17 protein-coding genes and 4 pseudogenes are annotated in these 22,557 nt (G+C 71.8%); 12 read left to right on the top strand and 9 right to left on the bottom strand.

Annotated features, from left to right (window positions below):
- The first annotated feature begins 9 nt into the window (after nucleotides 1-9).
- On the top strand, nucleotides 10-537 hold the full coding sequence (locus tag AB0O07_RS02960; protein WP_365625856.1) for a phosphoribosyltransferase family protein: 528 nt from the start codon (nucleotides 10-12) through the stop codon (nucleotides 535-537).
- Nucleotides 534-1,253: an HAD hydrolase-like protein gene (locus AB0O07_RS02955; protein ID WP_365625853.1), complete on the top strand. Its 720-nt coding sequence runs from the start codon at nucleotides 534-536 to the stop codon at nucleotides 1,251-1,253. Before AB0O07_RS02960 ends, AB0O07_RS02955 begins: the two co-directional genes overlap by 4 nt.
- A gap of 172 nt (nucleotides 1,254-1,425) precedes the next feature.
- On the opposite strand, the pseudogene AB0O07_RS02950 reads toward AB0O07_RS02955, so the two are convergent.
- A pseudogene (locus tag AB0O07_RS02950) lies at nucleotides 1,426-2,196 on the bottom strand (helix-turn-helix transcriptional regulator); the annotation flags it as partial.
- A 138-nt stretch (nucleotides 2,197-2,334) separates the two neighbouring features.
- On the opposite strand from AB0O07_RS02950, the pseudogene AB0O07_RS02945 reads away from it, so the two are divergent.
- Nucleotides 2,335-3,002: pseudogene (locus tag AB0O07_RS02945) on the top strand (NAD(P)H-dependent oxidoreductase).
- 56 nt (nucleotides 3,003-3,058) lie between these two features.
- On the opposite strand, the pseudogene AB0O07_RS02940 reads toward AB0O07_RS02945, so the two are convergent.
- The 3 genes and pseudogenes from AB0O07_RS02940 to AB0O07_RS02930 form a co-directional block, all read right to left on the bottom strand.
- Nucleotides 3,059-3,622: pseudogene (locus AB0O07_RS02940) on the bottom strand (transposase); the annotation flags it as partial.
- Nucleotides 3,623-3,687: 65 nt separating this feature from the next.
- Nucleotides 3,688-3,840: pseudogene (locus AB0O07_RS02935) on the bottom strand (IS5/IS1182 family transposase); the annotation flags it as partial.
- 570 nt (nucleotides 3,841-4,410) lie between these two features.
- Nucleotides 4,411-4,980: an adenylosuccinate lyase gene (locus AB0O07_RS02930; RefSeq protein ID WP_365625851.1), complete on the bottom strand. Its 570-nt coding sequence runs from the start codon at nucleotides 4,978-4,980 to the stop codon at nucleotides 4,411-4,413.
- Nucleotides 4,981-5,168: 188 nt separating this feature from the next.
- On the opposite strand from AB0O07_RS02930, the gene AB0O07_RS02925 reads away from it, so the two are divergent.
- Nucleotides 5,169-5,978 (top strand): TetR family transcriptional regulator, encoded by an 810-nt coding sequence (locus tag AB0O07_RS02925; RefSeq protein ID WP_365625848.1) that lies wholly within the window; start codon nucleotides 5,169-5,171, stop codon nucleotides 5,976-5,978.
- Here AB0O07_RS02925 and AB0O07_RS02920 read toward each other — a convergent pair.
- Nucleotides 5,965-7,326, bottom strand: a complete 1,362-nt coding sequence (locus tag AB0O07_RS02920) for an FAD-dependent oxidoreductase (RefSeq protein ID WP_365625845.1) — start codon at nucleotides 7,324-7,326, stop codon at nucleotides 5,965-5,967. The genes AB0O07_RS02925 and AB0O07_RS02920 overlap by 14 nt on opposite strands.
- Nucleotides 7,323-8,660, bottom strand: coding sequence for an MFS transporter (locus AB0O07_RS02915; protein ID WP_365625842.1), 1,338 nt, complete (start codon nucleotides 8,658-8,660; stop codon nucleotides 7,323-7,325). Before AB0O07_RS02915 ends, AB0O07_RS02920 begins: the two co-directional genes overlap by 4 nt.
- 144 nt (nucleotides 8,661-8,804) lie before the next feature.
- On the opposite strand from AB0O07_RS02915, the gene AB0O07_RS02910 reads away from it, so the two are divergent.
- The 4 genes from AB0O07_RS02910 (at nucleotide 8,805) to pssA (ending at nucleotide 13,053) form a co-directional block, all read left to right on the top strand.
- On the top strand, nucleotides 8,805-9,998 hold the full coding sequence (locus AB0O07_RS02910) for a sugar diacid recognition domain-containing protein (RefSeq protein ID WP_365625839.1): 1,194 nt from the start codon (nucleotides 8,805-8,807) through the stop codon (nucleotides 9,996-9,998).
- Nucleotides 9,999-10,087: 89 nt separating this feature from the next.
- Nucleotides 10,088-11,089: a CoA ester lyase gene (locus tag AB0O07_RS02905; RefSeq protein WP_365625836.1), complete on the top strand. Its 1,002-nt coding sequence runs from the start codon at nucleotides 10,088-10,090 to the stop codon at nucleotides 11,087-11,089.
- 469 nt (nucleotides 11,090-11,558) lie between these two features.
- Nucleotides 11,559-12,206, top strand: coding sequence for a phosphatidylserine decarboxylase (locus tag AB0O07_RS02900; protein WP_365625833.1), 648 nt, complete (start codon nucleotides 11,559-11,561; stop codon nucleotides 12,204-12,206).
- Nucleotides 12,199-13,053, top strand: coding sequence for a CDP-diacylglycerol--serine O-phosphatidyltransferase (gene pssA / locus AB0O07_RS02895; RefSeq protein ID WP_365625830.1), 855 nt, complete (start codon nucleotides 12,199-12,201; stop codon nucleotides 13,051-13,053). The genes AB0O07_RS02900 and pssA overlap by 8 nt, the downstream gene beginning before the upstream one ends.
- A gap of 120 nt (nucleotides 13,054-13,173) precedes the next feature.
- On the opposite strand, the gene AB0O07_RS02890 is transcribed toward pssA, so the two are convergent.
- Nucleotides 13,174-14,331, bottom strand: coding sequence for a glycerate kinase (locus tag AB0O07_RS02890; RefSeq protein ID WP_365625827.1), 1,158 nt, complete (start codon nucleotides 14,329-14,331; stop codon nucleotides 13,174-13,176).
- A gap of 175 nt (nucleotides 14,332-14,506) precedes the next feature.
- Between AB0O07_RS02890 and AB0O07_RS02885 the strand changes: the two genes are divergently transcribed.
- Entirely contained in the window at nucleotides 14,507-15,799 is a 1,293-nt protein-coding gene (locus tag AB0O07_RS02885) for a MerR family transcriptional regulator (protein ID WP_365625824.1), read from the top strand.
- Between the two features lie 159 nt (nucleotides 15,800-15,958).
- Nucleotides 15,959-17,290: a hypothetical protein gene (locus AB0O07_RS02880; RefSeq protein ID WP_365625821.1), complete on the top strand. Its 1,332-nt coding sequence runs from the start codon at nucleotides 15,959-15,961 to the stop codon at nucleotides 17,288-17,290.
- Between the two features lie 70 nt (nucleotides 17,291-17,360).
- On the opposite strand, the gene AB0O07_RS02875 is transcribed toward AB0O07_RS02880, so the two are convergent.
- Nucleotides 17,361-17,942 carry a methylated-DNA--[protein]-cysteine S-methyltransferase gene (locus AB0O07_RS02875; protein WP_365625819.1) on the bottom strand — a complete coding sequence of 194 codons (582 nt, stop codon included), beginning with the start codon at nucleotides 17,940-17,942 and terminating at the stop codon, nucleotides 17,361-17,363.
- 44 nt (nucleotides 17,943-17,986) lie between these two features.
- Nucleotides 17,987-19,543 (bottom strand): AlkA N-terminal domain-containing protein, encoded by a 1,557-nt coding sequence (locus AB0O07_RS02870; protein WP_365625816.1) that lies wholly within the window; start codon nucleotides 19,541-19,543, stop codon nucleotides 17,987-17,989.
- 553 nt (nucleotides 19,544-20,096) lie between these two features.
- Here AB0O07_RS02870 and AB0O07_RS02865 point away from each other — a divergent pair.
- Together AB0O07_RS02865 and AB0O07_RS02860 are read left to right on the top strand one after the other, a co-directional pair.
- A complete protein-coding gene (locus AB0O07_RS02865; protein ID WP_365625813.1) occupies nucleotides 20,097-21,947 on the top strand; it encodes a phage tail sheath C-terminal domain-containing protein in 1,851 nt (616 codons plus the stop codon).
- Between the two features lie 44 nt (nucleotides 21,948-21,991).
- The gene (locus tag AB0O07_RS02860) at nucleotides 21,992-22,516 is read left to right on the top strand and encodes a phage tail protein (protein WP_365625811.1); all 525 of its coding nucleotides are present in this window, start codon (nucleotides 21,992-21,994) and stop codon (nucleotides 22,514-22,516) included.
- Nucleotides 22,517-22,557: the final 41 nt, after the last annotated feature.

Genomic DNA, 22,557 nt, shown 5'->3' with positions numbered 1-22,557 from the left:
AGCCATTCCATGAGCAGCACCTCGCTGTGGCGCCGAGAACGCCTGCTGCTGCTCGGCTGGCCCGAGGTCGGCAAAGCTCTGACCCTGCTCGCGGACGAGGTACGGGACAGCGGATTCCGGCCCACCGTCATCGTCGGCATCGCGCGCGGCGGACTGCCACCCGCCGTAGCCCTGTCCAACCTGCTCGGCGTGCAGGACTTCCGCATCTTCAGCATCCCGAGGAACACATCCAACTCCCGCTACAGCGAACGGGGGGAGCCCACCCTCAGCTATACCGTTCCCGACCGGCCGATGACAGGCGCCGACGTCCTGATCGTGGACGACATCATGGGTGACGGCGGCACCATGGCCCTGGCCGTACGCACCGCCCAGAACCTTGGCGCCGCCGCCGTTCGCACCGTGGTCCTCGTCCGCAACATTCACGCGGCGGGCCACCCCGACCACCAGGCTCTGGAGGTCGACGACTGGACCGTCTTCCCCTGGGAGAGACCCCCGGGCCACGGTGAGAGCCACGCGCCCGTGCCGGGCCCAGCATGACGCAACGCTACATGGACCGGGACCCGCGCTCGTGCCGGGTCTCGGTCGTGTTCGACCGCGACGGCACCCTCGTGGACTGGTCCGAGATGTTCCTGCGCTTCGTACTCGACCTGCACCGACAGGAGCGGGTACGACCGCCGCTGCGGGAAGAAATTCTGGGAGTCGCCTACTGGCAGGCCATCATGGGCGGAGAGTTGTACATCGGTTCCGTCCGAGTACGGGACCGGGTCGATGACGTGGTCAGGCGCTACATGCACTACGCCACGCTCTATCCGGGCGTCGCCGCCACGCTGACTGCGCTGGCGGCGGCGGGAGTACGAATGGCCCTGGTCAGCGCCTGGGTGGGAACCGGGCCCACCACCGCCCTGCTCGAACGGCACGGAGTCCGGCATCACTTCGCCTCCGTACTGACCCGCGACGACCTTTCCGAGCACGAACGGGACTACGACGACGTGACGGCCAAGAGCACCTTGGCCGGGCGCGCGCTGATGGACATGAAACACCTGGCCTCCAATCCGCTCTACGTGGTCGGGGACAGCCCCGCCGACGTACAAGTGGGTCGGATACTCCAGGCCGGCGTCGTCGGCGTACGCACCGGCAACGGCGTACGGCTGCGTGCTACCGCCCCGGAGGGTCCCGACGTCCTCCTTGCGTCCGCTGCATCACTCGGCAGGTTACTGCTGGGGAAGAAGGACCGCACCGATGCCAGCGGCTGAGCGGGCAACAATCGAAACCGAGCCTTCTGCAACACCTTTCGAGCTGGTTGTCCGGTCTCATTAGATCTTGCAGAGACAGGTCCGTTGACCTGCGGGGTGACAGGTTGCATTGCGACTCGGAGCACGGAGGGTACGGAGTCCCCGGGAGGTTGTAGCTGGCGCCGGGTTCGCGTCCATCCTCGGCGGGGCTGCCGGGGGCCGCGGACAGCACCAGCAGCTCCATGCCCGATTCGTCCGGCAGTGAGAAGTTCTCCTGGTGCAGTTCCAGCAGTCCGACCAGCGGCTGCCGGTACGCCTTGCGTCCATGTGTGCGGGCGCGCACGTCCGCGCGGGCCCAGAGGCGGCGGAAACGCTCGCTGCCCATCGCCAGTTCACCGATGAGCGGGGCCAGACGGGGATCCTCGGGGTATTTGCCGGCGGCCAGGCGCAGGTGCCCGACCACGTCGAGGGTGCATTTCTCCCAGTCCGCGTAAAGGCCGCGCTCGGCCTCCTCGAGGAAGATGTGCCGGGCGGTGTTCAGGCCCGGCATCGACCGGCCGTAGAAGAGCCCGGCGAGGCGGTTCCCGGCGAGCACGTCCAGGCGGGGGTCCATGATCAGCGCGGGCGCGTCGGCGACCAGGTCGAGGACGCGCAGCAGCTCCGGCCGGACCCGCCCGCCCGGCGCCTTCGCGCGGCGGCGGCGCTGCCGGGCGAGCCGGTAGAGGTGCCCGCGTTCGGTCTCGTCGAGGCCGAGGACGCGGGCGAGCGCGTCGAGGACCTGCTCGGAGGGCTGGGTCGCGCGGCCCTGCTCCAGGCGTACGTAGTAGTCGACGCTGATTCCGGACAGGTGCGCGACCTCTTCGCGGCGCAGCCCTTCGACCCGGCGGCGGTCGGTGGGGATGTCGACGGCCGCCGGGTCGACCCGGGAACGCCGGGTCCGCAGGTAGCCCGCGAGATCGTCCATGCCCCCCGTATGGCCTCGGTGGTGCCGGTGAAGGTGGTCCTGCCGTTACCAGGAAGTCCCGTCCGATGGAAGAGGCGCCCCTGAATGCCGGGCACCGCGGTGCCCGGAATCGGAGGCTCCCGATCCGAAGGAGTTCCCATGAAGGCGCTGATCGTCTACGCCCACCCCGAGCCGAAGTCGCTCAAGGCTCTCTCAAGGACCTCGCGGTGTCCACATAAGAGACCGCCGGGCACGAGGTACGGGTGAGCGATCTGTACGCGATGGACTGGAAGGCGGTCATGGACGCCGCGGACGCACGATCATCATGCAGTTTCCGATGTGGTGGTACACGATGCCCGCGATTTTCAAAGGCTGGGTAGAAAGGGTATTCACCTTCCACTTTGCGTACGGCGTCGGGGAGCACAGTGACGCAAGGTTCGGCGATCGCTTCGGAGAGGGCGGGCACCCTCGCGGGCAGGAGGGCTATGTTGTCGGTGACCACCGGCGCCCCGGAGTCGCATTACGCCGCCCGCGGGATCCAGGGCCCCATCGACGATCTGCTGTTCCCGATCCAGCACGGCATCTTCTGGTATCCGGGCATTGAGGTGCTGCCGCCGTTCGTGCTGTACGGCACCGCCCTGATGACCAGGGAGGACTACCCGGACGTTGCCGAGGCATGGAAGCAGCGCCTGCTCACCCTGGAGTCGACCGAGCCGATCCCGTTCCGGCCACAGAATTTCGGCGACTACGAGATGCCCTCGCTGCACCTGAAGGAGGGCCTGGAGCCTGCGGGCCGCACCGGTTTCGGGCTGCACGTGCGCGGCTGAAGGGGGTTGCAGGAGGTCCGGCTTCGGCAGGTCGAAGTGGTGGTTGACCTGCTATTTCACCGTGTCATGGCGAGGTTGTGCATGGTTGCGACGGCTTGGACGGCGTGGTGGAGGCCGTCTCCTTTCCGGCGGCAGTCGCGCAGGATCTTCCAGTTCTTCATCCGGGCGAAGGTGTGCTCGACGCGGGCACGGACGCGTCGGTGTTCGGCGTTGTCTTCTTCCTGGCCACGCAGGAGGGGGCGACCGGCTCTCTTGCGGTGCGGGACGATCAGGCCGGTGCCCAGGTAGGCGCCGTCCGCGATCACCGTCGTCCCGGCCTCCGCGGCCGGCAGGCACGACGCCCGCCACACGTGGGCGTCGGCCTTGTTCCCCGGCGCCGGCCGGGCCGAGGCGATGACCAGGCGGCTGTCCGCGTCAATGATGACCTGCACGTTTGCCGAGAACCGGTAGTTGCGGGAGGAGGCTCCGACGGTGCGGTCGCGGACCGGGATCAAGGGTCCGTCCACGATCCACAGCCGGTCCACGTCGGCAATCGGCCGCAGGGCCGGCTCCAGTGCCAGCAGCGGGCGCAGGCGGTGAATGACCCGGCAGACGGTGGCTGGGGAGATCCCGAACGGCGGCAGCCGAGCCGCTCGCCGGACTCGATTCCGGGACGCGCGATTCGCGGGATCGGGCCGCGGTCGCGGAGCCAGGCCAGGTGGTCGGCGGAGAAGTACGTCTTGTCGGCCCGGATCTTGACCGGTCGCCGCCGGCGCGGTCCGTGCCGGGAGCGGACGGCGGGTATCGCAAGGATCAGCGGCTTGAACGCCTGGCTGTCGTGCAGGTTCGCCCCGGACACCGCGTCGGCCGGCGGGATGCGCCGGGCGCCGGACAGGACGTGCGGTTCGCTGCCCTACTTGCCGCGATCGACCTGGTTTCGCCCGGTCAGAGTCCCGTCCTAAGGAGCCCTCACCGGAACGTCGGTGAGGGCTCTGTCAGGGCTCGGAGGTGCGCCAGGTCTGCGTACAGATACGGCGCCTGCCCTGCGCGGTCGCACACCGGGCATTCAACGCTGTCGGGGCCTGAACAGAGCGGGCGGCGCGGGTCTTGCATTCCCTGATCCGCCCGGCGCCGTACTCGATCAGCACCGACGCGGAGGGCGAGCTGCTCGGCACCATGTTCAACGACCGAGGCGGGCGGGTCCTGGGGGTTGTTCAGGAAGCCGTCACGCGGGCCTGGGTCAGCCGCAGCGAAAGGGGCCACCAGACGGGCCGACTGGACACTCCGCGCCACCACCGGGGGTGGTCGGCGTCGGCAGGACCGGGCGAGACGCCCCCAGGGGAGTCCGCTGTCACATCGGGCGGCGCGCCACCGGGGTCAGAGTCGTTCACGTTCTCGCGGACACCCGATGCCGCGGCGATCGAGCAAGTCACTCGCCCAGGCGCGCGAGTGCCTCGTCGGCCGCCGCCGCCAGGCGGGGGTGGTCCCGCGCCGTGGTCAGGACGGGACGGGCCCGGTCGTCGCCGAGCCGGCCCAGCCCCTCGACGCAGGCGAGCGCGACCCGCCAGTGCGGCTCGTCCGGCGCCAGCAGCCGCTGGAGCGTGGTGATCAGCGCCGGTACGGACTCGGGCGCGCGTAACGCGGTGAGCAGCCGCACCGGGTGGAGCGCGTACGCCGTGCGGAGCGCGTTGGTGGCGAGCGCGGCGGCGGCCCGGGGGGTGCGCGGATCGCCGAGCCTGGCGAGCGCGTACGAGGCGGAGACGCACCGTTCGGGGTCGCGGTGGTTGAGGAGGAGCACCAGCGGCTCGAAGGCCCGTACGTCCCTGGCACAACCGAGCCGGAAGGCGGCGATCTCCCGCGCCCACAGGGGCTGTTCGCGGGCGACGAGGACATCGGCGAGCGCTTCCAGGTCATCGGTGGAGATCAGCCGCCGGTATGCGGCGGAGCCCCCGGACTCGTCCCTGGTCCGGTCGGCGAGCGAGCGGAAGTCCTCGTCCATGGAGCCAGGGTATCGGCGCCCACCTGCGTCAACCACGGCCCCGGCGGGCCACCCTGTCCCGCCGCGCCGTCCGCCCCGCGGACCGCCCGGCGGACGGCGCCGTACCCGAGGCGCGGTTTTCGGGCGGAGAGCGGCGCTGACCTGCCCCTCGGGCGCGCGGAACCGCCTGGATGCAGTACGTTCACCTTATGTCCCAGCCCGCCAAGTCCTCCCGTACGAGCGCCAGGGCCGACGCCCCGGAGAGCGCCGCGGGCACCCGTGCCGCCGCCCAGCGGCTGAAGATGCGCCGCGAACTGGCGGCGGCGGCCATGGAGCTCTTCGCGACCAAGGGGTACGAGGCGACGACGGTCGACGAGATCGCCGCCGCCGCCGGGGTCGCGCGCCGTACCTTCTTCCGGCACTTCCGCTCCAAGGAAGAGGCGATCTTCCCGGACCACGACGACACCCTCGTCCGGGCCGAGGCGGTGCTGAACGCCGCGCCCTCGCACGAGCACCCGCTCGACACGGTGTGCCGGGGCATCAAGGAGGTCATGCGGATGTACGCGGCCTCCCCCTCGGTCTCCGTGGCGCGCTACCGGCTGACCCGCGAGGTGCCCACGCTCCGGGAGCGCGAGATCGCCTCGGTGGCCCGGTACGAGCGGCTCTTCACCCGTTATCTGCTGGGCCACTTCGACGAGCACGACCACATCGACGGCAACGACGACCCGCTCCTCGCCGAGGTGGCCGCGTCCGCCGTCGTCACCGCCCACAACCATGTGCTGCGGCGGTGGCTGCGGGCCGGCGGCGAGGGCGATCTGGAGGGCCAGCTCGACCACGCCTTCGCGATCGTGCGGGACACCTTCGGCAGCGGCATCGGCGCGGGCCGCGCCATGGGGCGCCCCGCCCGCCCGGCCGCCTCCGCCCGTACGAGCGGGGACGTCCTGGTGACGGTGGCCCGTACGGACGCCCCGCTGGACGAGGTCATGCGGACCATCCAGCGCGCCCTCAAGGACGCCTGAGGGGGTTCCAAGAGCGGCGCACGCCCCGGGCCGGTGCGAAGGCCGCGGCGAGCGCGGCGACCCGCTCCCGCCCGGCCGCCGCGCCATCGCCGACGCCGCCCGTACCACCCCTGCCGCCCGTACCGTCGCTCCTTTCGCTCCCGCCCGTGACCAGTGCGCCGACCAGCCGGCCGGTCGCGGGGGCGAGCATCAGGCCGAGCATGTTGTGCCCGGTGGCCAGCAGCACCCCGGGCCTGCCGGGCAGCCACCCGATGAACGGCAGCCCGTCCGGGGTCATCGGGCGGGGCCCCATCCACTCCTGGTCGCGCCGGTCCCACTCCACACCGCGCAGATACGGTCGTACGGCGGCGACGATCGCCTCCACCCTGCGCTGCCGGAACCGGTCCGGGTCGCGGTCGAACTCCATGGTGCCCGCGACCCGCAGCCGGTCTCCGAGGGGCGTGAGAACGGCCTTCGCGGCGCCGAGGTGGACCAGCCGGGCGGGCATGGTCTCGACGGGCGCCGAGAAGCTGTACCCCTTGCCCGGCAGCAGGTCGATATCGGCCCCGAGGCCCCGGCAGAGCTCGCGGGACCAGACCCCGGCGGCGATCACCGTCACATCGGCGCGGTATGTCCCCGCGCTGGTGCGCACCTCGGTACGGGCCCCCTGGCGCCGTACGGCGGTGACCCGCGCGCCCTCCACGAGGGTGACGCCGCCCTGACGGAGCCGGCCGGAGAGCCCGTCCACGAAGAGCGAGGGGTCCAGCGACCACTGGCGCTCCACCAGGAACCCGGCGCGGGCGGCGGCGCCGAGCGCGGGCTCCCGTTCGGCGAGGGCGGCCGGTCCGAGGATCCCCCCGGCGGCCACGGGGGCGCCGAGCCGCCGGAACCCCTCCTGGGCGTGGGAGGCGGAGCGGGCGTCCGGATAGACGAAGAGATAGCCGTCCTTCTCCGCCCGCCCGTCGGCCCCGGCCGCCGCCAGCTCCTCGAAGAGCTCGAAGGTGTCCCGGGCGAGCGCGGCGAGGGCGGCGGCGCCCCGGGCGTGGTGGCGGCCGGTGCTGTGCCGGGCGAGGCGGGCCAGGAAGCCGAGCAGCTCCGGGTGGGGGGTGGGGCGTACCGCGAGCGGGGTGTCGGCGCGCGCCATCCCCAGCACGGCCTTGGCGGCGACGCCGGGCGCGCCGAGCGGTTCGACCAGATCGGGGCAGACCTCGCCGGCGTTGCCCCGGGAGGCGCCGCTGCCGATCCGGTCCCGCTCCAGGACGGTGACATCGAGCCCGGCGAGGCTCAGGTAGTGGGCGCAGCAGAGGCCGATGACGCCGCCGCCGACGACGGTCGCCGAGGCGGGGCGCTGGGCGGGGTGCGGGGTCACGAGGTCTCCATCAGGGGTGAGCCGGTTCCGGGGGCGCTGGATTCGGCCAGGGTCTGGCCGCTGGTCTCCGGGGCCAGCAGGTAGGAGGCGAACCATCCGACGGCGCAGATCAGCGCCGCGAGGAACATGGCGAGCCGGGTGGAGTGGCCGAGGACGACGGGCGCGCCCCAGGTGCCGATCGCGGCGCCGATCCGGCTGGCGCCGGTGGCGAAGCCGTTGGCGGTGGCGCGGATCCCGGTGGGGAAGAGCTCGGACGGGTAGATCGCCTGGAGGCACTGGCTGGAGAAGGAGGCGAGCCCGAAGAGCGCGAAGAGCACGAGGACGGCGGCCGGGCTCGGGTCGGCCAGCAGCGAGAGCGCCAGCAGCGGCACGGTGGCGAGCGCGAAGGACCAGAGCAGCAGCGCTCTGCGCCCCCGGTTGACGAAGAGGATCCCGGAGAGCGAGCCGAGCACGAAGAAGATCTGGAGGGCCACCGCGCCCAGATAGGCGCTGTCCCCGTGGTCGAGCCCGAGGGAGGCCAGGATGGTCGGCTCGTATGTGGTGATGGCGTAGATCGGCAGGAGCTGACAGGCCCAGAACACCCCGATGAAGACGGTACGGCGCAGATAGACGCCCCGGAAGATGTCGAGGTAGCGGGTGGGCGCCGCGGCCTCCTCTTCCAGTTCGGCGACGTCGGCGCCGGGGCCGAGCATCCGTTTGAGGACCTGGGTGGCCTCCTCCACCCGGCCCTTGCTCAGCAGCCACCGCGGCGACTCCGGGGTGCCGAAGCGGAGCAGCAGGATGAGCGCGGCGGGGACGGCGCTGCTCGCCAGCATGGTGCGCCAGTCGTCGTGTCCTGTGGTGAGCATCGCCCAGCCGACGACATAGGCGAGGGCGGCGCCGACCGACCACATGGTGACCATGACGACGAGCAGCGGGCCCCGGGAGCGTTTGGGCGCGAACTCGGAGGCGATGGTGCCCGCGATGGCGAAGTCGGCGCCGATCGCGATGCCCATGGCGAAGCGCAGCAGGGTCAGCGTCCACGGGTCGGTGACGAAGAACTGGGCGGCGGAGAGCACGATGAAGGCGGTGATGTCGGCCAGATAGACCTTCTGCCGGCCGATGAGGTCGGTGACATAGCCGAAGACGAGTCCGCCGACGAACATCCCGACGAGGGAGGCGGAGCCGACCAGCCCCGCCATCGCGGAGCCGAGGTGGAAGTCCATGGTGATCAGGGGCAGGGCGACGCCGATGATGCTGAGGATGTAGCCGTCGCAGAGCTCGCCGCCGCCCGCGTAGAGCGTGATGAGCCAGTGGGTCCTGCCGGGGCGGGTCTTCTCCAGTGAAGCGGTCATGGCCGTCTCCGGGATGGGAGGGGAAGGGATCGGGAACGGGGGGTGCGGGGTTGCGTAGAAGGTAGGGAGTCCCGGTCGCGGCGTCACCGTACGAAGCGTCCAGTGGGGGTGCCTCGAATACGGCGCCCTCTGTATGGTCCGCACATGAGCGAACGTGGGGGTTCCGTGGTGCTCACGCCCGAGCTGGCGCAGGAGATCGCCTGCGACATCGGCCGGATCACCGGGTTCAATGTGCTGATCACCGACCGGGAATCGGTGGTGATCGGCTGTGGTGACCGGGCGCGGCTCGGCACCGTCCACGAGGCGTCGTACGAGGTGCTGCGCACCCGGCGGGCCGCCACGCACACGGCGGGGCAGGCGGAGCGGCTGCGCGGGGTGCGGCCCGGGATCAGCCTGCCGATCCGGGTGGGGGCCGAGGTGGTGGGCACGGTCTGTCTGACCGGTGAGCCCGAGGAGGTGCACCGGTTCGGTCTGGTGGTGCGGCGGCAGACCGAGATCCTGCTGGAGGAGGCGGCGCTGGTGCGCTCCCGGCTGCTCCACGAGCGGGCGGTGGACGACTTCGTCCGGGACATCGCGCTCTACGACCCGGAGGTGGTGGACGCGGAGAGCGTGGAGGCGCGCGCGACGGAGCTGGGGCTCGATCCCCGGCTGGCGCGGACGGCGCTGGTGCTCGACACCCGGCCCGCGCCGCCGTCCCCCGACACTCCCCCGGTCTCCCGGATGTCGCTGCTGCGCACGGTGCGGGAGGAGTTCCACGGCCGGCAGGACGTGGCGGGGGAGATCGCCGCCGGGCGGTACGCCGTGCTGCATCCCTCGTCGGCGGGTGGCGCCCCGGCGGAGCGGGCGGCCCTGCTCGAACGGTGCGCCCTCCTGGTGGAGTTGGTGCGCGAGCGGCATGGCGTGGACGCCAGGATGGCGGTCGGGGATCCGGGGTCGGGGGCGGCGGGGATGAGCGGCTCGTACCGGGACGCGGCGGCGGCGCTGCGGATCGGCCCGGCGCTGGATCCGGCGGCGCGGGTCCTGGTCGCCGCGGAGCTGCGGATTCCGCGCCTGGTGGCCTCGGCCGTACGGCAGGAGCGGCTCCGCTATACGCACGCGGTGCTCGGTACGGTGCGGGGGCGCCCCGACTGGCCGGTGCTGCGGGAGACGCTGATCGCCTGGGGCGAGAGCGGGTGCCGGCTCGTGGGCGCGGCGGAGGCGCTCGGGGTGCACCGCAATACGCTGCTGTACCGGCTGGAGAAGATCGAACGGCTCTCGGGGCAGCCGGTCAGGGAGCCGGTGACGGCCCTCGCCCTCTATCTGGCCTGCCTGGCGGACCTGCTGGATACGCCCCGCTGATCGTCGGGCCGTATCGTCGTCGGGTCCGTACCGCGTCCGCACGCGCCGTACAGCGTGTGCCGTGCCCACTCGCCCTCTGGAGGCCCTTCATGACCGCGCCCGCCACCCCCGGTTACGGCCTCCCCGGAGCGGGAGCGACGCGCCCGCAGCGCCCACGCCGCTCCTGTCTCGCCGTGCCCGGGTCGAATCCGCGCTTCCTGGAGAAGGCCCAGGGGCTCCCGGCCGATCTGGTCTTCCTCGATCTGGAGGACGCGTGCGCGCCGCTCGCCAAGGAGGGGGCCCGGCACGCGATCGTGGAGGCGCTCAACACGGGTGACTGGGCGGGGAAGACGCGGGTCGTCCGCGTCAACGACTGGCTGACGGAGTGGACGTACCGCGATGTGATCACGGTCGTGGAGGGCGCCGGGCAGAACCTCGACTGTGTGATGCTGCCGAAGGTGCAGGACGCGGAGCAGATCGTCGCCCTCGATCTGCTGCTCACCCAGATCGAGCGCGCGATGGGGTTCGAGGCCGGCCGGATCGGTATCGAGGCGCAGATCGAGAACGCCAGGGGGCTGGTGAACATCGACACGATCGCCGGCGCCTCGCCCCGGCTGGAGACGCTGGTGTTCGGGCCCGCCGACTTCATGGCCTCGCTCAACATGAAGACGCTGGTGGTCGGGGAGCAGCCGCCCGGCTATGGCGCGGACGCCTACCACTACATTCTGATGCGCATCCTGATGGCCGCCCGCACCCATGATCTCCAGGCGATCGACGGTCCGTACCTTCAGATCCGTGATGTGGACGGGTTCCGCGAGGTGGCGGGGCGGGCGGCGGCGCTCGGATACGACGGGAAGTGGGTGCTGCACCCGGGGCAGATCGAGGCGTCCAACGAGATCTTCGCGCCGTCGCAGGCCGACTACGACCGGGCCGAGCTGATTCTCGACGCGTACGCGTGGCACACCTCGGCGGCGGGCGGCGCGAAGGGGTCCGCGATGCTCGGCGACGAGATGATCGACGAGGCGAGCCGGAAGATGGCGCTGGTGATCTCGGGCAAGGGGCGGGCCGCGGGGATGCGGCGGACCACCCGTTTCGAGGCGCCGGAGGGGTGAGCGACGGGCCCGGCGACGGCTCCACGGCGGCTCGGCGGCGGCTCGGCGGCGGCTCGGCGAAACGGGTTTTGCCAAATATTGGGCGGGGAAGAGAACCGAACCGTCCGGTTCGGAGCGGCCGAGACGGCTACCGGAGCCGGTACCACCCATGCGATGATGGTCGGCACGGCACGCAAAAAGGACTCCGGTGAGCGAAACGCCCCGGGGCCAGGGATCGGCGCGAGTACGCCGAGATCCAGAAAATGATCATCGGCCGCCGACCGCTGGAGGGGTACCGATTGCAGGGGCAATGATCGGTTTGCGCCGCTTTGACGGCGAAGAAAATCACACCCTGTCGCGCTCTACCGCACACTTCACGCCGCCCGACTCGGCTGCTGGCTTGCTCAGTTGCGGCTTGTAACCAGTACCATCGCTGAAAAGCCGCCGTCCCCCGTTACCAGCGCGGCATCATCCGCTACGAAGGTCTTCCATGCCCCACAGCCAAACCTCTGCACCCCGCGGTCGTGTCCGCATCGCTCGCGGAGCATCGCCGTGGCTTCTCCCGACCGTCGCCACAGCGGCGATCGGACTGGTCCGCGCGCGCAAGTCCAAGCGTGCGGCCGTCCTCGCTGTGCCCGCCACCGCGCTCGCGGCGGGCATGCTGTGGTTCTTCAGAGACCCGGAGCGCGAGATCACGCAGGGCCGGGTCATCTCCCCGGCCGACGGTGTGGTGCAGAGCATCATGCCGTGGAAGGACGGGCGCACGCGGGTCGCCATCTTCATGAGCCCGCTCAACGTCCACGTCAACCGCGCCCCGCTCGCCGGAACGGTGACGTCGGTGGAGCACATTCCCGGAGGGTTCGTCCCCGCGTTCAACAAGGAGAGCGAGAACAACGAACGCGTTGTCTGGCACTTCGACACCGAACTCGGCGACATCGAGATGGTGCAGATCGCCGGCGCGGTGGCCCGGCGCATCGTCCCGTACCTCCCGCAGGGCACCAAGGTGGAACAGGGGGAGCGCATCGGTCTGATCCGCTTCGGCTCGCGCGTCGACATCTACCTGCCGGAAGGTGTCGAGGTCGCCGTCGAGGTCGGCCAGACCACGACCGCAGGGGTGACTCGAATTGACCGTGATTGATCCCGATACCCAGGCCGGATGGGCCACCGAAGCCGAGGCCGAAGCGGAGGACGACGCGGAGGAAATGCCGCTGTCGATGCGACTGTCGATAGCGGACACGCTCACGCTCGGTAACGCTACGTGCGGCTTCATGGCCGTGTACTTCACCACGACCGGCATCCTGATCCCGCACCTCACGGGCAGCGACGAGAGCGGCATGGCGCGGCACTCCGCGGCGACCGCCGTGATCCTGATGCTCGCCGCGGCGATCTTCGACCTCTTCGACGGGCTCGTGGCGCGGAAGCTGCGCAGCTCGCCCATGGGCGCGGAGCTGGACAACCTCTCCGACCTGATCAGCTTCGGCCTCGCCCCCGCCTATTTCGTACTGGTGTACGGAATGGTCGCGGATGACGCGCATCAGCGGGTCTCGGCGCTGGCCGCCGTGGTGGTGCTGCTGGCCGTGGTGCTACGGCTGGCGAGATTCTCCTGTGTGACGATGAAGGACGGCATGTTCCAGGGGATGCCGTCCCCGTTCGGCGCGCTGACGGTCATCTCGATCGTCCTGCTGGAGCTGCCCTTCGTCCCGACGACGCTCGCGATCATCGGGGTGGCGTGGCTGATGGTGAGCCGGGTCGAGTACCCGAAGCCCCGGGGCATCCTCGCGGTGGCCATGCTGAGCTGGATCGTGGCCGCGATGGGGCTGCTGGCGGCCTGGGCGTTCGACGCGCCCGGCGGTCAGCTCCTGCTCCAGACCGGCTGTGCGCTCCAGGTGGTGACGGGCGCGGTGATTCCGCTCTTCGCCACGGCACGCCGGGTGAACACCTTCCGCGGCAACCGCCGCGAGGCGCGGGCGGCACAGCTCCCGTAGCACGCGTACGGAAGGCATACAGAAGGCATGCGGAAGGGGCCCGGGCGGGGGAAACGCCCGGGCCCCTTCCGTTCCGTGTGCCGGGGTCCGTATGCCGAGGTCCGTGTGCCGGGGGCTACCTCACCGGCTCAGGGTGTCGTGGGCGATGGTTTCCGCCAGGCGTTCCAGCAGGGGGCCCGCCTCGGCCATGCAGCGGGCCGGGTCCGGTTCGAGGTCGGTGAGGGCGTACGCGCGCCGGATGCCCGCCCCGGCGAGCGCCGCCTCGGAGAGGGTGAGCCGGCCGCAGACCGCGACGGTCTCGGTCCCCCGGGCGCGGGCCGCCGCCGCGACGCCCGCCGGCGCCTTGCCGTGCAGGGTCTGCTCGTCCAGCGAGCCCTCCCCCGTGATCACCAGGGTGGCCCTGGCCAGCGCCGGGGCGAAGCCCAGCACGTCGAGCATCACCTCGATGCCGGGGCGGAAGGACGCGCCGAGGCCGACCAGCGCCCCGTATCCGATACCGCCCGCCGCACCCGCGCCCGGCGCGAGGGCCAGCTCCGCCGCTTCCGGCACCCCGGAGGCCGCCAGGACGGCGGCGTAGTGGGCGAGGGCCGCGTCGAGGACGGCGACGTCCTCGGGGACCGCGCCCTTCTGCGGCCCGTAGACGGCGGGGGCGCCCTGGGGCCCGGTCAGCGGATTGTCGACATCGCTGGCGAGCACGATCTCGGTACCGGCGAGCCGGGCGTCCAGACCCGAGAGGTCGGCGGTGGCCAGCTCGGCGAGGCCGCCGCCGCCCGGCGGGACGGGCGCGCTGGCCGCGTCGAGGAAGCGCGCGCCGAGCGCCGCGAGCATCCCAGCGCCGCCGTCGGTGGTGGCGCTGCCGCCCACCCCGAAGACGAGGGTGCGCGCCCCCGTGTCGAGCGCGGCCCGCAGCAGTTCGCCGGAGCCGTAGGTGGTGGCGGTACGGGGCGCGAAGACGCCCTCGGGGAGGTGTTGGAGCCCCGAAGCCTCGGCCATCTCGATGACCGCCGTACCGTCGCGGAGCGCGTACGCCGCGGTGACCGGCTCGCCCAGGGGGCCGGTCACCCGTACCTCGTGGCGGGTGAATCCGGCCGCCACGGCCGCGGCGACCGTACCGTCGCCGCCGTCGGCCACCGGCAGGGTCTCCACCGGGACGCCGGGGGCGACACGCCGGAGCCCGGCGGTCACGCGCTCGGCGACCTGTGCCGCCGTGAGTGATCCTTTGAACTTGTCCGCCGCGATGAGTACCCGCGGGGTGGTGGACACCGCTCCGTCCGTCACTGTGATTCCCTTACATTCGAACAGGCAGTCGCGCCGGTATCGACCTTATCCGCAGGCCGGTGCCCTGCCCAGAGGCCCGGTGGCGGCGGGCGACGGGGCGCCGGGGGGACACCCGGGATACGGGTTGACGGGTTCGGTTGACTTTCAGGTTGCCTGAACGTCGAGAATCGCGGCCATGGACAGCACTATGGACAGCGCCAAGAACCCCTCTCCCTCCCCCTCCCCCTCTCCCTCCCCCTCCCGTCCCGTCGACATCTCCATCGGCTCCACCGGTTCCGTCGGCTCCACCGGCTCCATCGGCCTCTTCCAGCCCGAACTGCTGAGCATCAGCGTCTTCGCCCGGCGCGTCGGCCTCGCGCCCAGCGCCCTCCGCTTCTACGACGACTGCGGCGTCCTGGTCCCCGCCGAGGTCGACGCCGCCACCGGCTACCGCTCCTACAGCCCCGACCAGGAGCTGCGCGCCCGGGTGCTGAAGAGCCTGCGCGAGTCCGGGCTGCCGCTCGCGGAGGTCATGGTCGTGCTCGACGGCGACCCGGAGACCGCGCGGGAGGTGCTGGAGCGCCACCGCGACACCGTACGGGAGCGGTCCAGGACCGCCGATGCCACGATCGCCGCCGTGCTGCGCTCCCTGCCCGGTCTGGAGAGCCTGGGCGCTGCGGACGGGGACGGTACGGAGGAGGAGCCGGTCACGCGGGTGCGGCTCGGCGGGCCCGAACTGGCCGGTGCCGTACGGCAGGTGGGGTCGGCGGTGGGGTCCGACCCGGCCCATCCGGTGCTCGGGCGGGTCCTGATGGAGATCGACGAGAACGAGGTCAGGCTGGTCGCCACCGACCGCTACCGGCTCGCGGTCCGGGTGCTGAAGCCGGTGATCGCGGTGACCGGTCCCGACCGCCATGTCCTGCTGGACGCCGCGCCGTTGGCGGATGCGGGGGCCTGGGCGGCGGGGTGTTCGGCGGTGACGTTCGAGGCCGGTTCCGAGGCGGTCGTGTGGTCCGACGCGGACGGCTCGGGGTCGCGTGAACTGACGCCGTGGGAGGGCGAGTTCCCCGCGTACCGGGAGATGCTGGCCGAACTCCCGGAGATCCGGCACCGGTTGATCGTGGACCGGGCGGCGCTGCTGGCGGCGGTCACCGGGCTGCTGGGGGTGCCGGCGATCGCGCTGCGGCTGGGCGAGGACGACGTACAGATAGCGCCGGCCGCCCCGCCGGCCGCCGACGGAGAGTCCACGGCCTCGGACACGGAAGCGCCGGAGCCCACCACACTGCGGGCCCTGCGCCTCGGAGAGGGGCCGCTCCGGGTCGGCTTCGATCCGGCCGTTCTCGCTCCCGCGCTGGAGGCGAGCGTCGGTCCGGACGTGCTGCTGGAGGTCTCCTCGGTGACCCGGCCGGTGGTGGTGCGCTCGGCGGACCAGGGCAGCTTCACCACGCTGGTCATGCCGGTCGCGCCGGCGGCCGGGCCGACGGGCTGACCGGCACCGGGCCCGGCGGGCCCGCCCGACCCGCGGAGTGACGGGCCGTCGGCCGGGCCGCCGGATCCGGTCGCGCGTTCACACCGTGTTGGTCCCCCGTGCACGGATCCGCGCCATCATCCTGATGTCCCACGGCGTTCCGACGTACCTGGAGGCATCATGCGAAGCCAGCAGCAAGGGCACGGGCAGGGGCACGCGCGGGCGCGGACAGGGGCCTGGGCGCGGGCGCGGCGGCTGCCGCGCGGCAGGATCGCGGCGGCCCTGGTCACGTCCGTGTTCGCCGGGTCGGTCCTGGTGGCCGGAGGGGGCGCCGCGCACGCCCAGGACGCGGCGGCGCCCCGTACCGTACGGTCCTCCGCCGCCCCGGCCGCCACCGGCGCTCCGGCCGCCGACGCCGCCCCTGCCCTCGCCCCCGGCTCCGCCGCCGACGCCGAACTGCCCGCGCTGCCCACGGCGGTCGACGGCGGCGCCTGGCAGTCGGGCCATCTCCAGGGCATGGCCCTGGACCGGCGCAAGGGCGTCATGTACTTCTCCTTCACCGATCTGCTGGTGAAGACGGACCTGGGCGGCAGACCTCTCGGCTCCGTCCGGGGCTTCACCGGCCACCTCGGCGACCTGGACTTCAACACCACGGACGGCCGGGTGTACGGCTCGCTGGAGTACAAGGCGGCGAAGGCGTTCTACATCGCGGTCTTCGACGGGGACCGCATCACCCGGATGGACATGGACGCCGCGTCCTCGGGGGTGGTCACCACCGTCCATCTCGACGAGGTCGTCAAGGACTACACGGCCGACATGAACGGCGACGGCGTCTTCGACGGCGACACCGCCGACACCCCGGACCACCGGTACGGGTGCAGCGGGATCGACGGGGTCGCCTTCGGCTCCTCGTTCGACGGCCGGGGCGGCCTGAAACTCACCGTCGCGTACGGGATCTACTCCAACACCGCCCGGCAGGACAACGACCATCAGGTGCTGCTCCAGTACGACGTACGGGGGTGGAAGAAGTACGAGCGCCCGCTGACCGAGGACGACCCGCACACCTCGGGCCCGGCGCGGCCGGACGGCAAGTACTTCGTGTACACCGGCAACACGACGTACGGCGTGCAGAACCTGGAGTACGACGCGCACAGCCGCTCCTGGCTGATGGCCGTCTACAAGGGGAAGAAGACGGCGTTCCCCAACTACTCCCTGTACGTCGTGGACGGCACCAAGCGCCCGGTGCGCGGCACCGTCAAGGGCCAGCAGACCCCGGAGCAGGGCCTGTTGCTCCCGCTGCTGCCGCAGGGGCTGCACGACCCGGCGACCGGGCTGCGCGGCTGGGAGTCGGCCGGGCAGTACGGGCTGGTCGCGCTGGACGACGGGCGGTATTACGTCGCCGAGATCGGCACCGTCACCTCCGGCGGGGTGACCCGGCAGACCGGGCGGGCGCTGCTGCACCGGTGGACGGGGCTGACGCCGAACCCGTTCACGCGGGTCACCTCCTCCTGAGCCTTCCGCTCCGGGCTCCCCGCCTCGACGGCCGGGGCACGGCGTCAACGGCCGGGGCACCGCCCCTGGTTCACCAGAGCCCGGGGGCCGCCTCGGCCGTCGCGGCCCGCTCGGTCCTGGCCTCCGCCGGGGCGCCCTCGAAGGCGAGGAGGCGCTGCTTGCGGCTCAGCCCGCCGCCGTACCCCGTGAGTCCGCCGCCCGCCCCGATGACCCGGTGGCAGGGGACGATGATGCTGATCGGGTTCTTGCCGTTGGCCAGGCCGACGGCGCGCGAGGCGCCCGGTTTGCCGAGGAGTCCGGCGAGTTCACCGTACGAGCGGGTCTCGCCGTACGGGATCCGCAGCAGCTCCGCCCAGACGCTGCGCTGGAACGCGGTGCCGTGGAGGGTGAACGGGACGTCGAACTCGGTCAGTTCGCCGTCGAAGTACGCGGTGAGCTGACGTACGGCCTCGGTGAAGGGCTCCGGGTCCCGGGGCCCGAAGGACTCCTCGGGCGGGCGGTGGCGCTGTTCGCGCATGTAGAGGCCGCTCAGGACGCCGTCGGTGGCGACGAGGGTCAGCGGTCCGTACGGGCTCTCCAGGACGGTGTGGCTCCTGGCGCCGGGGGCGGTGGTGCCCCGGGTCGTGACGGCGCCCTGCTTCTCGCCGGTCATGATGCTCAACTCCTTTTTCCTCAGTGCGTGTTGCCTGCTGCCCGTCACACGGGCAGCCGGTTGATGGCGTGGTCCTCGACCGCCCACAGATACTGCACGGCGTATGCGCGCCAGGGCCGCCAGGCCGCCGCGCGGGCGGTGAGCGCGGCGGGGGTCGCGGGCAGTCCGGTCCGGGCCGCCGCGCGCCGGATCCCGAGGTCCGTGGGGAGGAAGGCGTCGGGGTCGCCGAGTCCGCGCATGGCGATCACCTCGACCGTCCAGGGCCCGAACCCGGGGAGTGCGGAGAGCCCGGCGCGGGCCTCCGCCCAGTCGCTGTCGGGGCCGAGCCGCAGGGTCCCGTCGGCGAGTGCGGCGACCAGGGTGGTGAGGGTGGTACGGCGGCTGCGCGGCAGGGCCAGCTCCGCCGGGTCGAGGGCGGCGAGCGCGGCCGGGGCGGGGAAGAGGTGGGTGAGCCCGCCCTCGGGGTCCTCGACGGGCTCTCCGTACGCCCTGACCAGCCGGGCCGCATGGGTCCTGGCGGCGGCGGTGGAGACCTGCTGGCCGAGGACGGCCCGTACGGCGAACTCGGCGGCGTCCACGGTACGGGGCACCCGCCGCCCCGGCGCCTTGTCGACCAGCGGGGCCATCAGCGGGTCGGCACGCAGGAGTTCGTCGACGGCGACGGGGTCGGCGTCGAGGTCGAGGAGCCGGCGGCAGCCGCTGATGGCGACGGTGAGATCGCGCGGGTCGGTGAGCGAGAGCCGGCAGGCGATGTGGTCGGGGCGCGGGGCGAGGGCGACGATGCCGGGTCCGTACGGGAGGGCGAGGGTGCGGCGGTAGGCGCCGTCGCGCCACTCCTCGACGCCCGGGACGGCGGTCGCGGCGAGATGGCCGAAGAGGTTGTCGGGGGTGAGGGGCGCGCGGAGCGGGAGGCGCAGCGAGATCGCCCCCGGGGTGCGGGCCCCCGGGTGGCCGGTGGCGGACGTATCTCCGGTACGGGGTGTGCTGTCGCCGGTACGGGGCGCGCCGCCGCGCGTACGGGACGCGGCGCCGCCGGTGCGGGCGGCCCGGGTGCGCAGTTCGCTCGGGGTGAGGGCGAAGACCTCGCGCACGGTGTCGTTGAACGCCCGGACGGAGGCGAACCCGGCGGCGAAGGCGATCTCGGCCATGGGCAGCCCGGTGGTCTCGATGAGCAGCCGGGCGGTCTGGGCCCGCTGGGCGCGGGCGAGGGCGAGCGGTCCCGCGCCCAGCTCGGCGAGGAGCTGGCGTTCGATCTGGCGGGCGGAGTAGCCGAGCCGTCCGGCGAGTCCGGGGACGCCCTCGCGGTCGACGACACCGTCCTGGATGAGCCGCATGGCGCGGGCGACGGTGTCGGCGCGGGCGTTCCACTCCGGGGAGCCGGGGCTGGTGTCGGGCCGGCACCGCTTGCAGGCGCGGAAGCCGGCCTGCTGGCAGGCTGCGGCGCTCGGGTAGAAGGTCATGTTCTCGGCCTTCGGCGGCACCACCGGACAGCTCGGGCGGCAGTAGATGCGGGTGGTCAGGACCGCGGTGAAGAACCAGCCGTCGAAGCGGGCGTCCTTGGAACGGACCGCTCTCAGACAGCGCTCGACATCGGTGTGCATGGCTCCAGCATCCGTCACGGGAAGCGCTCCGGCTGGCAGGAAAACGACATCAAGGTACGCCGGCCCTGGGTCGTCCCGGGGGCCTGCACGGATGGCTCGCAGTGGCAAAGGGGCGCGCCCGAGGAATTTCTCTTCGGCTTGTTTCCCACCTTCACCCGAAGGGGTTCCGTGAAGCAGTGGTGAATTCGTCTCCACACTCTACCGGCCGCACCCCCGCTGACCACCCCATCTCTCTCGAAAACGATACGCACATCAAAGGATCAGCCGTTGACCGAATAGATCTCTTGACCATTCCTTGGAAAAGAAACCAGACTCGCAAGCGGCACTCATACATCACGAGTCACGACGCATGATCACGCGGCTGACCGCGCGGATGACCAACGCGAACGGCCCAGCGGATGACCGTGCGCGACCGGTACCGCTATCGCATGGGGGTGTGACGGGGGAAACGCAGGGGGGCGTACCCGGGTGCGGACGGTGTCCGCGCGCGTGGCGGCGCGCTCCCGCGGTTTTCCCTCCTCATCCCTTGATGCGCAAAGGGATTGGAGGGGGAATGCCGACGCACATGGGCTATCCCGGCGTTTACATCGAAGAACTTTCCAGCAGCACACGCACCATCGCGTCGGTCACCACATCGGTGACCGCTTTCGTGGGCCACACCCGCCGGGGTCCGCTCCATGAGCCGGTGCGGGTCACCAGCTTCGCGGAGTTCGAGCGCCGCTTCGGCGGGCTGACCGCCCGGAGCGCCGTCGGCTACGCCGTGCACCAGTTCTTCGGCAACGGCGGTACGGTCGCGGTGATCGTACGGGTGGCCAAGGCGGGCACCGGCAAGGCGGCCTGCGTCACACTCGACTCCACCGAGGGCAAGAGCCAGTGCCCCGTTCTGGAGGTGCACGCCAAGGAGCCGGGACGGTGGGGCTCGCGGCTGCGGGTGGCCGTCGACCACGACACGCCCACCCCGGACCGTACCTTCAACCTCCAGGTCCTCGACGCGCGCGGCGGCGCCCGGGAGTCCTTCACCGGGCTGTCGATGGACCCCGACAACGGACGGTTCGTCGAGACGGTCGTCAACAGCGGCTCCGGACTGGTCCGGGTGAAGGCGGTGGACCGGGACCGGCCGGACCCCTCGGGCACCGTGTCCAAGCCGTTCGCCGCCAGACTCCCCGATCTCAAGGTGGAGCTGAAGGTCAAGATCGGTGATGTGGAGCGCGAGTTCACGCTCTACCACCCGCACCACGACGGCAAGGCCCCCGCCACCGTCCCGGAGCTGGCGCTGCTGCTGGAGCGGAAGCTGCGCGCGCTGCCGGACGCGCCGGGCAAGCACACCTACGCGGGCGTCAAGGTCACCCCGTTCGGCCGCCGTGTCCAGGTGGTCGCCGGCTCCGTCGACCCGGCCGACGTGGTGCGCTTCGTCGGCGAGTGCGCCAACGACCTGGGCCTGGAGGGCTCCGTCAACCCGCCCGTCTTCGCGCTGGAGGGCGGGGAGGACGGCGAGGCGCCGGGCCCCCGCGACCTCATCGGCGGCGAGACCGACAAGACCGGCATCCAGGCGCTCCGCGATGTCGACGACGTCAACCTCCTGGTACTGCCCGAGCTTTCGGCGTACGAATCCACCGACGACATGGTCACCGTGGTCTCGGCGGCGGCCCAACTCTGCCGGGAGCGACGGATCTTCCTGCTCGTGGACGCGCCGTCCGCCTGGGGCAGTGTGGACGCGGCACGGGCCGGGGCCGGCGCGTTCGACGCCGTACAGGACGACCACGCGGCCCTGTACTTCCCGCACCTCCAGCTCACCGACCCGCTCACCGGGCGGCTCCGCGCCTTCCCGCCGTCGGGCTCGGTCGCCGGGGTCATCGCCCGGGTGGACGGCGAGCGCGGGGTGTGGAAGGCGCCGGCGGGCACCGAGGCGCGGCTGGCCGGGGTGCGGTCGCTGACCGTGAAGCTCACCGACCGGGAGAACGGGCTGCTGGGCCCGCTCGGCGTCAACTGTCTGCGGACGTTCCCGGTGGTCGGGCCCCTGGTGTGGGGCGCGCGCACGCTGGCGGGCTCCGACGCGCTGGACAGCGAGTGGAAGTACGTACCGGTGCGGCGGCTGGCGCTCCATGTCGAGGAGTCGCTCTACCGCGGGTTGCAGTGGGTGGTCTTCGAGCCGAACACCGAGCAGTTGTGGCAGCAGATCCGGCTGAACGCGTCGGCATACCTCAACGACCTGTTCCGGCAGGGCGCGTTCAAGGGCGCCACGCCGCGCGAGGCGTACTTCGTCAAGTGCGACCACGAGACCACCACGCGGGCGGACATCGACAACGGGGTGGTGAACGTGGTGATCGGGATCGCGCCGGTCAAGCCCGCGGAGTTCGTGATCGTGAAGATCCAGCAGGTCGCCGGGGAGTTCGACCTTTCCTGACCAGGCCGAGACACGCCGAGGAAGACAGATCGTAAAGGAAACCGATGGCTGAGTTCCAGATCAACGCCCATCGTTTTGACCCCTACAAGAATTTCAAATTCCTGGTTCTCTGGGACGGTCGAACGGTCGCGGGCGTCAGCAAGATCAGTCCGCTGAAGCGCACCACCGAAGTGGTCAAGCACCGGCACGGCGGCGACCCGAGTTCGCCCAGGAAATCCCCGGGCCGCTCGGAATTCGAGGGCGTCACGCTGGAGCGCGGCGTCACCCACGACCCGGAGTTCGACCGCTGGGCCAACAAGGTGTGGCAGGTCGGGGCCGGGCTCGGCGCCGAGGTCTCGCTCCGCGACTTCCGCAAGGACATCATCATCCAGGTCCTCAACGAGGCCGGTCAGGTGGCGGTCTCGCACAAGCTCTACCGGGCCTGGGTGAGCGAATACCAGGTGCTCGGCGAGCTGGACGCCAATGCGAACGCGGTCGCCATCCAGAGCGTGAAGCTCGAATGCGAGGGCTGGGAGCGGGATTACGAGGTGGAGGAGCCGGTCGAGCCGTCCTTCACCCACCCCGTCTAGACCGGTCCGGCGCGATCCGGCCAGCGCGATCCAGCCCGGTG

Source organism: Streptomyces sp. NPDC093085 (assembly GCF_040683935.1).
In the GTDB taxonomy this organism is placed as follows: domain Bacteria; phylum Actinomycetota; class Actinomycetes; order Streptomycetales; family Streptomycetaceae; genus Streptomyces.
Note: the sequence above shows the minus strand (reverse complement) of the source record. Positions and strands in the feature narration are given on the sequence as shown.